A 12,932-nucleotide genomic window follows, 5' to 3' on the forward strand; every position below is an offset into this window, starting at 1 on the left:
ATTCAATTTGCGTCATCGGAGCCTCGTCGGTCAGACGATTCCGCTGTCGCATCTGAGCCTTGCGCCTGGGATGGATCGGGGGATTCATGAACTGCTCGTTCCAGAGCCAGGAGGCGCTCCCGCGCGCTGGTCACCCGCTGATGGTCTTCCCCCAAAGCGTCAACCAGAATGCGATATGAGTGGCGAAGCAGCGGTCTCGCTCTCTCGAATTGACCCATCTTTGCCAGGCAGGCGCCCCACCGACTCTCACAGTTGGCGGAGATCCAATGGTCTGATGAGTAGATGGATGTGAAGGCCTCGCAGGCCGAGCGAAATAGCGGCTCCGCGCTGGCAAGCTCGTCGATTTCCTCGAGGAGTACTGCGAGGTTCAACCGGTTGGCCGCAGTCTCCTGGTGCATCGTGCCGAACGACTCTTGGTTAATCGCCAGCGCCCGCTCGTAGTGGCTCCGGGCAATCTCGTAATCCCCAAGCTCGTGCAGCAAAGCGGCCAGGTTGTTGTGTGCCACCGCGGTGTCCGGATGGTCCTCCCCGTACCACTTGCGACGAAGTTCCAGGGCCTCTTCCAAAAGCGGCCTTGCCTCATCGAACCTCCCCTGCATGACGAGGACGGCACCAAGATCATTTATGGATTTGGCGGTCTCAGGATGGTCACGACCGTATCGCTGAGTCTGGAGCAACAGCCCCTCGCGCATGAGCGCTTCCGCTTCGGAGTGTCTCTCGAGATAGAACAGGAATCTCGCGTAATTTCCCACGGCCACGTTCAGACACGCGCCGTTCTCCGGTGGGCCGATCGTCCTGCACAACGCCAGGGCGCTGCGGAAGAGCCGCTCTGCAGCATCCAGCTCTCCTTGGTCCTGCCGGGCCATCGCCAGATAGACCTCGGCCAGCGACAACGATACTGGATCTTCGTTGGACGCCCTTTCCAGGAGCCCGACCGCCTCCTCCAGATCGCGAGCGGCTGCGTCGATGCTACCGGTTTCAAGGCGGTGCGTCCCGGAATATGTCAGCATCTCGGCCAGATCTCGTGGTCGCGGCTCGTCCAGTCCTCGAACCAACTCCACGGCTTTCTGCAAGTGAGCGATCCCTTTCTTGAATAACCCGAGCCCGTCGTACGTGTTGCCAATCGTCGCATGAATCGTGGCGGCAACGGCGGGCTCGTCACCGAGATCTCGATCAACCCTGTCGGCCGCTTCATCCAATAACTCGCGCATGGTCAGGTCCGGTCGCCGGGCTCGGATTGGATCGACTGATCCCAGCATGTCCCGGAGAAACTTCTGCACCTTCTCTGATCGCACGCGAGAAACACGCTCGGCGTCCCTTGCCTGTGACATTGCCAAGAGACGCCGTTCAGCAAGGTTGCGTTGTCGCATCGCGACGCTCGCTTGCCAGGATGTCGTCACGATGCCCACGATGAGGGCGAGAAAGGCACACACGACGCCCGTGACCAACGCCCGGTTTCGCACCGCAAACTTCTTCAGCAAGTAATACCGGCTTGGCCGCGCCGCCTGCACCGGTCGGTGCTCCAAGTAGCGCCGAATGTCCTTCCCCAACTCGCCGGCTGACGCGTACCGGAATTGACGTTCCTTGGCCAACGCTCTACCCACGATGTGTTCAATGTCACCACGGAGAGACCTACGTACGGATCCCAGCGGCGTGGGATCGTCCTCTCGAATGGCCCGGAGCGCATCCGGCACCATTCGTCCACGAACGGGCACCGGTAGCTCGTCTGTCAGCAATTCGTAGGCCAGGACGCCGAGCGAATAGACATCCGACCGCGAGTCAATCTCACCCGGTACTCCCATTGCCTGCTCGGGACTCATGTACGGAATTGTGCCAACGATCTGCCCGACGTCAGTTTGGAGGGTTGTAGCGTGAATATCCGAATCCGTTGATCGAGCGATACCGAAGTCCAGGATTTTGATCTGCCCTCGTTGATCCACGAGAATGTTCGCAGGCTTCAGATCGCGATGAACGATGCCGCTCGTGTGCGCGTGTTCCACGCCGTCACAGACCGTTGCAAGAAGTTCCAGACGTTTCCGATCACTCAGTGCTTCTTCATCGGCGTACACATCGATCGGACGTCCCAGAACATATTCCATGGCAAAGTAGGGCTGTCGCCCGAACCCAGCGTCAAACGTCCCGGCTTCGAAAACCTGCGCAATGGCCGGATGTTGCAGGCGCGCCAGCAAAGTGGCTTCCATATCGAATCGCCGCGCCCGGGCTGGGGAGAGAATTCCCGGTTGAAGCACCTTCACTGCTACGAGTCGTCTCGGCTCGTCCTGTTCGGCCTCAAAGATCAGACCCATTCCGCCTGAGCCCACGAGTCGACGAATCTTGTAGCGGCCGAGACGCTCCGGAACCCACGGCGGGCGCGCTGCGACGGAAGAATCACTCGGAGGAATTTCGTCGTGTGTCGCGAAGGGCCCCCCAGTGTCCGCGTCGTGCCGCAGTAGCGTCTCCACTTCGGTGCGCAGCAACTGGTTTCCGCCACAGACCTGGTCCAGATACAACGTGCGCTTGTCGGGCGGCAACTGGCAGGCGCCTTGGAAGATGCGGCAGACTTCGCGAAATTGACTCTGGCTCATGGCAAGGCCTACATACTTGCGGGCGGCACGGATTGCTTAAGCAGTGCAGAGGATCCAATCGATGCAACTACGCAGCGTCCATATCATCCAGTTGTCTCCGCAACCAAGCCCGGGCGAATCGCCAGTCGAGTTCGGCTGTTCGGCGGGACACGCCGAGCACTTCGGCCGCTTCCGCGCAAGACATTCCGCCGAAGAAGCGCAGCTCGACGAGCGCCCCTTGGCGGGCGTCCAGCGCAGTCAGGCGCTGAACGAGCTCATCCATGTCCAACAGATCGGCTTGCGACTCGATTGCAGGGTCCATCTGGGACGCGAGATGAACCCGCCGGGCATCGCCACCCCGTTTGGAGGCGCGGACCCGCCGGGCATGGTCAACGAGAATCTGGCGCATCACCTTGGCCGCCACCGCGCGGAAATGGGCTTCGTTCTTCCAATCTCCCGGTTTTGATTTCGCCAGGCGAACAAAGGCCTCATGAACCAGGGCAGTCGGCTGCAGCGTATGCCTCTTGTTAGTGCCTCGGAACAACTCTGCGGCCAGCGAGCGCAGCTCATCATAAACGATGGGCATCAGCGCGGTGACATGAGCAACGCAGTGCCGTTCGACACCAGGTGACGAAGTGCCCGCGCTGCGCGGTGATCCACCGTCGTGTTTTCCTGAAATTCCTGACATATTCGGCCCAATACCATCCTAACGAAATCTCGTCGCCACGGCAAAACGCGTATCACCCCGAGCAGAAACGGTTTAGGTCGCCCGGACAAGGCCCGGGTACCATCGGATTCCTGATAATCTCGACCGTTTTTTGCGCAATGGTCCCTCAAAATGCGTTTGGAAGGGTAGGCGCCGCCACGCCCCATGCGTCAGTGCTCGGGCTGATTGACTGCTTGTGGGCGAGAGAACCCCGGAAGGGCGGCGACCGGAACTGGACGACTCGGGCCAAATCAAGCGGAGGCTATCACCATGCGTCTGAAATCCGTACTCGGTCTGCACCCTTTATTCGTCATGATGGTCTCAATAGCTCCGCTGATGCTGCCCCATCCAGGACTCGCCGCGGCAGGCGCCGAGAAACCCCGGCCCACTGGGACGGAACGACCGGAGGCGACACCGGGTCCGTTGTCGGCCTCTCTAATCGACGAGAAGGCAAGGATGATCGTCGGCGCGGACACCGAACCACCTGATTCCAATGCGCTTGGACTGCCGAACGAATGCACGACCAGTCCCGACCGCACGACGTGCGTTGGGACATGCGAAGCGGCCGGCATCGACGAGTGTGCGCCGGTTGAGATTCTTGTCACGCCGGAGGGACAGTTCATCGAAATCACGTGCTGTGAGTGCGCGCCGCCTGCCTGCCGTCTCGAATACACGCAAGCGCTGGGTATGCGCTGCGTCGGGACCTGTCCGTCACCGCCCGGTGGCGAATGCAGTCTCGTTGGCGAGGGCAACCCCGACGGGACTATCAGCTACCATTGCGAATGCGCCGACCCCACGGCGCCCCATGCCTGCGAATTCGTGTCGCAGTGCAACCCGAGGTGTCCCGGACAATGCTACGAACGATGCACCGGCAACTGTCAGGCACCCGGAGAGGTGTGCCTGCCGCACATCGTGACTGAATCGGCCAACGGGATTGCAGATTTCCATGTGACCGAATGCGACTGCGCCCCAATTGGGGACGACCCCTGCCGGCCTATCATCGACGCGACGGGGCATGTGGCTTGCATCGGCTCAACTTGCGCCAAGCAAGGCGTCACCTGCGAGCTCATCCCCACCGTCAATCCGGACGGTACGGTCGACTACAGCTGCTGCCCGGGAGGCGACCCACGCGGTGCGTGCTGTGCCGACATCCCTGGTGTTGGGCTGACGTGCGTTGAGACGACGCAGTTCGACTGCCTGAACAATCTGGGCGGGACATATTTCGGTGACGGCTCGATGTGCGATGACGTTCAGTGCCCCGACCCCCCGCCAACAGGAGCCTGCTGCCACGAGGATGCCACGGGCAATCCCGTTTGCACTGTTACGACGGCCGACGATTGCGTGCATAATCTTGGAGGCACATACCAGGGCGATGGAACCCCCTGCACACCGGACCCCTGCGAACGCGGAGCGTGTTGCTATCGCGATCCGGTTGACCCGAGCACGACGCTTTGCCAGGTGATGACACTTGGCGATTGCGATGCCCTTGGCGGAATTTTCCACGGCGTTGGATCGAGCTGCACGCCGTGGCCCTGCCAGGTAGAAGGCGCCTGCTGTGTCCCTGATTGCCCCGCGCCAACCTGTGCGCTCACATCCGGGTTCACGGAATGCGTGCAGATTCTGGGCGGCATCTACCAGGGCGACAATACGTCGTGTACACCGAACCCCTGTAGCACACCCGAAGGCGCCTGTTGCCATGTTGACGCGCTGGGTGTACCCACATGCACCGTCACGAGCCAATTCTGTTGCACAACACAACTAATGGGAACATATCAGGGAGATGATTCTGCATGCGATGCCGACCTTTGCCCAAGCACAGGCGCATGCTGCACGCTCGTCGGCGGCGTCTATCAGTGCACAGAAATTCCATTCGAGGACTGCGTTCCTCCGTCGGTCTACCACGGACTCGGCACGACCTGCAATCCAGATGCATGCTGTGACAAGGACACGAAGATCTACGCCATCAAGAATGGTGGCGAACTCTATGAGATAGACCCGGATGCCGCTACGACTACAAATGTCGGCTCTGTTCCTGGCGGATACGCGATCGCTCCTGGCCCAACGCCCAATTCCCTTTATGTGACAACGGCTTCAGGTATCCTCACGATTTTCGACGTCGTATCAGGCCTCGGATCCTCCGTTGGCCCGGGCGCTCTGCCGCTGGGCATTTCCGAAGGACGCGACGGTTGGCTCTACAGCATCGACTTTGCCGACCTGTACCGCACCAACCCCGGAACCGGAGCCAGCACCTTCATTGGCAGCGGTGCAAACGTCTACGCGGGCGACATCGCGGCCAACGAATGCGGAGATTTGTTCGGCGTACCATGGGGAAACCTCGTTCGCGTCGACAAGATATCGGGAGCCCAGACGGTCGTTGGCTTCAACGGAATGGTCTTCTGGGGTCTCGCGTTTTCGCTGGACGGTAGGTTATGGGCGGCCGAACCATACGGACAGCTCTTTCAGCTCGATCCCGATACCGGCGCTGTCATTGACTCACCCATGAATCTGGGTTTCACGCCGCTGGACATGGCCTCGCAACCGTACAAACCGTGCCACGAATGCGCCCGGCCGCCGTTGAGTCTTCGGGAGTGGTGGGCTCTCGACGAAACAACCGTGCCTCCCTCGACAATTCCGGTTGCCGCCGGGAAAGATGGACTGAACGGCGTGCACGTAGGTGGACCCACACCCGTGGCGGGTGCCGTGAATGTCGCTCTCGAGTTCGACGGCGTGGACGACCATGTCCGAGTCCCGGACCACTTCAAGATTGACTTCGGCAAGGGGCCATTCTCGATCGATGCGTGGATCAAGACCGAGGCGGCCACGGGTATTCAACCTATTGTGGACAAGCGCGCTCTCGCCGGCGGCGTACCCCGTGGGTACTGGTTCTATTTGATCAATGGCGAGCTCGCATTCCAACTCGGCGACGGCGCCGGCGCAACGGACTATGTGCGTCCCGGACTGATCGCCGATGGCCAGTGGCACCACGTTGCCGTCACCGTGAAACGGACGAGTGCAACCGGACTCCGGTTGTACGTCGACGGTCTCGCGGTCGCCTTCGACCCGACACCGCACACGGGGAACATCTCCAATAACGCTGAACTCCTCATTGGTGCGAGTCATCCCATTCCGACAGCTTCCTTCTACGAAGGACGCATTGACGAAGTGCAGGTATTCCGCCGTGCGATTGACGCGGGCGAGGTCCAGGCCATCTACACCGCAGGCAGTGCGGGCAAGTGCCGGGAACACTGCATCGTCCCTTCCCCCGTGCTATTCTGCAAGAACCAGAATTCCCGCAACGCGAATATTCAAATTTGCAACTACTGCCCCACACCCAAAACCTTCAACTGGTCACTCAGCGGTCCGCTGAGCGGGTCAGGGTGCGATGCGCTTGGGACCATGACCTTTACGCCTTCGTCGGGATCGGTCACGGTCGCCGGTGGTTGCCAATCGATACCCATTACAGTTACGCGGCCGATCGGCATGGTGCCCGGCGATATCGGCTGCTACGAATTGAATGTTGTGAATGCCGCCAACGGCGCGACTTTCGGTTGTCAGGGTGAACTGAAGGCCACGAACAAGTGGTGTTTGGTCGTGCTGGAAGGTGTCCCGATCGACATCAAGAAGCTCCCCGTGGGCGTCAGCACACCGATTGGCTTCGAGTTCGCTAACGAAGAAGATGCGGATGGGCATCTTGACTACGAAATCCAGGCCGTCGTCGGAACCGTCAACCAACCACAGGTCGCTCAGGTCTCGCTGGATGGTCTGCCACCGGGGCAGCCGGTAACCGGAGCCGTGGACATACCACCTGGAAGTTCAATGGCAGATACTGTGGAAGTGACACTTCTGGAGCACGAGCCATTCAATTTCCATAGGCTACTTTTCCGATTCGACCTCGATAACGATGGGACGAATGACGATGCGCTCTCCATTCCGATGGAATCGGAAGAATCCGCACTCGCTCCGCCCCTTGCTGCTGCCGGTTACCCTCACGGCGCACCCAAGAATCGATATGTCTCGTTTGTTCCCAATCCCGCAAGTGGTGGCCTGCAGTATGCGTACGAAGTCAAACATGTTGACACGTCGCAATCGCATTACATCAGCACGCCGCGCTCTACCCCAACGACTGCGGCTGGGGAGGGACTCACGTTTCTCGTGGCCGACCAATCACCCGTGCTTTACGAGTGGACCCAGTTGGCGCAAATCCACGTCGGCGGCTGCCTGATCGCACCGGGAGAAAACTATGAGGTACGAGCCACACCAGATGGCATTTCGTACTCAACACCGTTAGCCGTCTCGACTACCGCAATTCCTTCGAACGGCCGCTGGTGGGCCGATGTCGTCGGCGTATTCTCCGCAGCAGGTGATGCGGGTACTTCACCGCCAACCCCACCCTCGGCGTGGACGCCACCGAACGGCGGCGTTACCGGATTCGACATCGCCGCTGCGTTGCAGGCTGCGGTCAGCGGCGCGACGGCACCGCATGTCACGTGGACGGACATCAATGGGCAGCAGCCCGATCGCGTCACAAATGGAAACGACGTACTGCGTGTCGTCAACGCGTTTTCCCTGGGATCGGGGCGCGAATTCTATCCTTTCGATGTTCCCAATGCGCCTGGTCCGCAGGGGCAAGACCCCTGCCCGGCACCGCCCCTCGAATCGGAATTGGCGCCATAGGCGGGGCCTCTTGTCCCAAGGACCCCGCCTTCAGCAAACGCAATTGATCACGAGCCAGGGACGGAGGCGTGATCCGGCGATTGAGCAGAGGCATCAATGAACCTGGCATGGAATCGGCCGTCGGGTGCAATTACTGTTGTTCGCCCGGCGGCCGCTCGGCCCTTCAGGCAGTCAGGTACCTGGTCGCTTTACGCACCCTTTGGCGGCGCAAGCCGTAGGGAAGGCCGAAATACGGACCAATCATAGCGGCGGCTGGACGAGGCCGATTTCGGCAGGGCCATCGTTCGGAAAGCTGGCAACTCAGACCTCTGAGCCCGTAGCGGAAGCGGGACACGGTCCCGCCTGCCATGGAACATCCGCACGTTAACGAGCGACGGCCCGCAAGGCACAGGACCGCCCGCGGGCCGCGCAGCGTTACCTGTTCGCCGTGCGTAACGCCAAGAGGCCGCTCACTCAGCGGTACGGGACGATGTCGGCAATCCAATCGGAATCGACCACGCGAGCGCAACTCCGTCTGAAGCAGGATGTTGCTGCGTCCGCTCTGCTGTGAAGCGAGACGGCCTCCAGGGCACGCTCACCTGCTCCTGGCACCCAACGCAGAGGGTCCCCGTCCGAGTTGGCATCGGCACGCCGGAGTCGTTACGATCCGCCTCATTGCTGCCCAGTTCGCCTGATCCCCGATACTGGCGGTTCGACCTGCGGAATGACGATCCCCGTGCCCACGAAACCGATTACACACGACGCTCTCACTCAACACCTGAGCCGACTTGCTCCTCAATTGCGAGCGTACGTTGAGCGCCGCATCCCTGCCGTTTTCCGGGCGCTGATTTCGCCGGATGACGTTCTTCAGGAAACTTGGACCGCCGCCTATCGCTCGGCCGGTAGATTTGAGCCGATTGCCGACGGCGCGATCGACCGCTGGATATATCGAATCGCCGAACAGCGGCTGCTTCTGGCACTGCGCCATCTTCGACGACAAAAGCGCGGGGGCAACGTCGGACATGTGAGCGGATACGTCCCGGACTCTTCATACCTGGATCTGTTCAGCCGGCTCAGTTCTCCCGGTCGGACTCCCAGCAGTGTGGCGGCGTCTCAAGAGGCTATTCGTACGATGCGCTCAGCCCTGGACTCCCTGGATGAGGACCAGCGCCGTGCGGTCAGCCTGCACCACCTGGAAGGGCTGACCCGCGCGGAGGTCGCCGAAGTCATGGACCGAACGAAGCCGGCGGTAAACGGCCTGATCTATCGCGCAATGGACGAATTGCGCAAGGTGCTGCGACGAACCCGGCCTCAAGACTGACAATTCCCCGAGATGTGAGACGGCAACATGGACCACCACCGGCCCACGACGACTGCCGACGAACGCTGCGAGCGGATCGAGCGGGTTCTGGCTGAGCTCACCGGCCAAGTAGGCCAGTGCGATGCGATCGACTTCCGGGGGGTGGAACGAGAGCATCCCGAACTAATGCCTGATTTGGGCGAGCGCCTTCGACTCCTGGAAGGTATTCACAAGGCGTCTCTCGCGGTTCGTCAACAAGAATTGGGATCTCCCGTGGACGATTCCACGGCCGACCTGGCGGATCTGGAAAAAGCGCTTCCCGGTTACGACATCCTGGAGCGCCTTCGGTACGGCGGACAGGGCGTTGTCTACCGCGCTTTTCAGCGCTCCACGGAGCGAATGGTGGCGATCAAGGTCCTGCTCGACGGGTTGCTGGTCTCGCCACGTCAACAGCGTCGATTTGTCCGCGAGGTCCGCTTGGCCTCGCGCCTGCACCACCCGAACATCGTCGGGATATACGAGGCTGGAATTGTCAGCCGGCGCCCCTACTACGTCATGGAGTTCGTCGACGGGGTGGCCCTGGACGATTACATCCTGTTGCACGGATTGGACGCCCGGCAAACGGTCGCCTTGATCGTCAAGGTCTGCCATGCTGTCCACTCTGCCCATCAACGTGGAATTATCCACCGCGACCTCAAACCATCCAACATTCTCGTGGATGACCAAGGGGAGCCGAGAGTACTGGATTTCGGCCTGGCCAAGCTCATAGCCGGCGACGGCGATTCCGACGAGGATCTGTCTCTTGCCGGCCGCGTAGTCGGCACGCTTCCTTATTTGAGTCCCGAACAGGCAACCTCCGATGACGGCCAAGTGGACATCCGCACCGATGTTTACGCACTGGGTGTCATCTTGTATCAGGCACTGACCGATCAGTTTCCATATCCCGTTAGCGGGCCGGCACACCGCGTCCTGGCCAATATCGCAGCGCGAGAGCCGGCGTCATTGCGCAAGCTCCTTCGGGGCCGAGTCGGGTCCGATCTGACCACGGCCCGTGGCGCAAACGACGATCTTGAAAGGGTCGTTCTGAAGGCGCTGGCCAAGAATCCAAACGGCCGATACCAATCGATGGAGAGCCTTGCGGTCGACTTGGAGCGATTTCTCCGGGGAGAGGCGGTGGCAGCCAAAGCACACCACCGTCTCTACCAGCTTCGCAAAGCAGCCCGACGTTTCCGATGGCCATTATTGGTCGCTTCCGCCTTCGTAATCGTGATTCTTCTGGCTCAATGGGCCGTGTTTCGTGCCGAACAACGTCGACGCGAGGACGCCCGCCTCGCCGCCCTCGGACTCGACCTTGGCGGCCTTGTTCGGTTGGGCGCCGACTACCAGAAAGAGGGTGATGCCGACAAGGCGCTTGCTCTGTTCCAGACTGCCCTGCAACTCAGCCCTGATGAACCTGAATTGGATGCAGCCGCTGCATTTCGGTTTGACGCGCTCTACAGGTCGGCTACTGCGCACTACGAGAACCGTAGACCGGAGGAAGCAAGACCGTACGCCGACCAAGCTGAAGTATTGGCTGAGCGCCTTATTGAACGCGATCCCAATAATCCGCAGTGGCGGCGGTTCCGCGCAATCGCAGCCACGCTCCGAGCGGAGGACGCTTTCGCATCCAAGAATTGGGTGGGCTGCGTCGAACATCTGAACGAGGCTGTCCACACAATGCATGTCTTGCGGAACTCATCGCCCGGCAATACGGCCCTGGACTTGGATCTCGTTCGGTTTCTCTGCCGCCGAGCCACATGCCTGATGAAAGAAAAAGAGCTTCCCAGGGCGTTCGCAGATGCCAGGTTGTCCCGGGAGATTCTACTCCCCCTTTACAATGAGGACGTGCAGGACCTGAACTACGCTATAGAACTGGCAGTTGCTGAAGCGTCTCTAGCCGTCCTGAACATGACCCTCCGTACTACCGAGGGAAATGCCCGCGCCTCCGAATGGCTTGATTCCGCCGAGTCTCGCATACGCGCGATCCAAGCTCTCCCGGATTCAGAGGGTCGCGCGTGGTCCATCTCAAGGCTCATGGATTCCATTCAGGCAAATCGTAAGATACTCGCTAAGCGGCTGGCTGCGTCTCAAGAAGGCCGCTAGGTTGGATTAGTGGACATCGGAGGTACTTCAACCGGCTCCTCGTCCCCTTCCTTGATCGGCTCCTCGTCTTCCGCGAGCCGGGCGCGATACGTCAAGCTCGCCGTGGTTGAATAGGGCTGTCCTCCCGGTGGCGGAAGATAGACCTCGCCGATCAACTCATAGCCGAGATCACCGTCCATCGGATCAGCGGCTTCGGCCACTCCGCCCACCTGCGGAGGCAATACGAATTCGCTCACCTCCGGTTGCTGCGGGTTAACGTGATCTACCCACCACAGTCCATCCTGCGAACCAATACTCGGCGCCAAATCAGTCCACGCCGATTCTTCACCGCGGTCCAGCCGGCGGATCGTCAGCGATTGAACCGCCCAGCCGACGCTGTCAACGACGACGTCGGCCGCTTTGAGTTCCAGGCTGAAAACCAGAACGACCGCACTCTCCGGGTCGTTCGGGTCTTCGTGGATGTCGAATTCCACGACTCGACCAGTGGGAAGCTGAGCGGATGCGACACCCGTGACAGTTAGCAGCGACCCCATGAGCCAAGACACTTTACGCAACATTGACATGACGAAGCCTCCCAGAATTGCGCAGAATCCGGGCACCACCGATCGACGGATCGGCGCTCGGACTCAGCCGGTCATTCCGCGTGTGAATGAATGGCGACGGTGCGGCGAGTCAGGGGATTCGACGGATTGCCGCCCTGTTGTCTGGGATACTAAATGCCAAGCAAGCGCAGCGCGCTCGCGCTTCACTGGATCATCGATTTGGCCCGCGTGTACGCACGTTATGGGACGTGGAGTCGTTCAACGGCAAGCTACGCGAGGAGTTGCGCAACGGGGGAATCTTCTACACGCTCACAGAGGCGAAAATCCTGATCGAGCGCTGGCGGGTGCACTACAACGGGCTTCTGCCACGCATCGCGCTGGACTACGGGCCCCAGCCTCGGAGGCCCTCGCCGCGCCGAACAGCAGCGGGCTGCGCTCCGTGGCGTGGGGACTAAATTCCACCCGCCGCTGGGCGGCAGACTACGGCCGGTGCAAGCTGGGAGCTGGCATCAAGACCGGGAAAAGTCAGTCGATCAAAACGCGGTCGACATTCACCGAACCGTTCTTACGGGGGAGTCTCAGGAAGGATGTTCTCGGCAAGGTAGCGGCCTGCGGTACGGCCTCGTCCACCATCCGTAACCGACAATCAGAATCAGCACGGGGGAAAGAGGACGGTGTGTCCGGGCTGCTCACAAGCCCGACCACAACGAATCAGCCCGTCTCACTCGACACCTCATCAAATATGGCAGCTAGAGAGACTTGTTTCGGTGTTGTGTTCGCAGAGGCCAGCACAACGCCGCAAGCTCACCAGGCTATGGGCGAGGTGAATCGAAGTCCTTGCCGAGAAACGGGAGAAACCGCTTTCTTGATACAGAAACAGCCGCTTTGCCAGAGCCTGCGAGAGAATCCGACCTGACCGCTCGCGACCCGTTCTGACCGTTTGAGGCTGTCGAAAGCTCGTTCTCGCGTGCTTCCATCTTGCATTTGCCTCGCGAAGCAATGCGACGGATCGGAATTGCTGCCCA

The 12,932-nt window shown here is 60.5% G+C and carries 6 protein-coding genes and 1 pseudogene; 4 read left to right on the forward strand and 3 right to left on the reverse strand.

Going from position 1 to position 12,932, the window contains the following annotated elements; genetic code table 11:
• Window positions 1–2: 2 nt before the first annotated feature.
• Both J5J06_06475 and J5J06_06480 read right to left on the reverse strand, forming a co-directional pair.
• Window positions 3–2,585, reverse strand: coding sequence for a tetratricopeptide repeat protein (locus J5J06_06475; protein ID MCO6436716.1), 2,583 nt, complete (start codon window positions 2,583–2,585; stop codon window positions 3–5).
• A gap of 67 nt (window positions 2,586–2,652) precedes the next feature.
• Window positions 2,653–3,252 (reverse strand): sigma-70 family RNA polymerase sigma factor, encoded by a 600-nt coding sequence (locus tag J5J06_06480; protein MCO6436717.1) that lies wholly within the window; start codon window positions 3,250–3,252, stop codon window positions 2,653–2,655.
• Window positions 3,253–3,540: 288 nt separating this feature from the next.
• On the opposite strand from J5J06_06480, the gene J5J06_06485 reads away from it, so the two are divergent.
• The 3 genes from J5J06_06485 to J5J06_06495 all read left to right on the forward strand — a co-directional run bounded on the left by J5J06_06485 (window position 3,541) and on the right by J5J06_06495 (window position 11,365).
• Complete coding sequence (locus tag J5J06_06485) at window positions 3,541–7,944, forward strand: hypothetical protein (protein ID MCO6436718.1); 4,404 nt, start codon at window positions 3,541–3,543, stop codon at window positions 7,942–7,944.
• Window positions 7,945–8,659: 715 nt separating this feature from the next.
• Window positions 8,660–9,244, forward strand: a complete 585-nt coding sequence (locus tag J5J06_06490) for a sigma-70 family RNA polymerase sigma factor (protein ID MCO6436719.1) — start codon at window positions 8,660–8,662, stop codon at window positions 9,242–9,244.
• Window positions 9,245–9,271: 27 nt separating this feature from the next.
• On the forward strand, window positions 9,272–11,365 hold the full coding sequence (locus J5J06_06495) for a protein kinase (protein ID MCO6436720.1): 2,094 nt from the start codon (window positions 9,272–9,274) through the stop codon (window positions 11,363–11,365).
• Here J5J06_06495 and J5J06_06500 read toward each other — a convergent pair.
• A complete protein-coding gene (locus J5J06_06500; GenBank protein ID MCO6436721.1) occupies window positions 11,362–11,928 on the reverse strand; it encodes a hypothetical protein in 567 nt (188 codons plus the stop codon). The genes J5J06_06495 and J5J06_06500 overlap by 4 nt on opposite strands.
• 230 nt (window positions 11,929–12,158) lie before the next feature.
• On the opposite strand from J5J06_06500, the pseudogene J5J06_06505 reads away from it, so the two are divergent.
• Window positions 12,159–12,263, forward strand: a pseudogene (locus J5J06_06505) (integrase core domain-containing protein).
• Window positions 12,264–12,932: the final 669 nt, after the last annotated feature.

Source organism: Phycisphaerae bacterium (assembly GCA_024102815.1).
Classification (GTDB): domain Bacteria; phylum Planctomycetota; class Phycisphaerae; order UBA1845; family UBA1845; genus JAGFJJ01.

Coding starts and splice junctions, on each gene's coding strand:
- J5J06_06475 (MCO6436716.1), bottom strand. CDS start 2,585: ATGAGCCAGAGTCAATTTCGCGAAGTCTGCCGCATCTTCCAAGGCGCC.
- J5J06_06480 (MCO6436717.1), bottom strand. CDS start 3,252: ATGTCAGGAATTTCAGGAAAACACGACGGTGGATCACCGCGCAGCGCG.
- J5J06_06485 (MCO6436718.1), top strand. CDS start 3,541: ATGCGTCTGAAATCCGTACTCGGTCTGCACCCTTTATTCGTCATGATG.
- J5J06_06495 (MCO6436720.1), top strand. CDS start 9,272: ATGGACCACCACCGGCCCACGACGACTGCCGACGAACGCTGCGAGCGG.
- J5J06_06500 (MCO6436721.1), bottom strand. CDS start 11,928: ATGTCAATGTTGCGTAAAGTGTCTTGGCTCATGGGGTCGCTGCTAACT.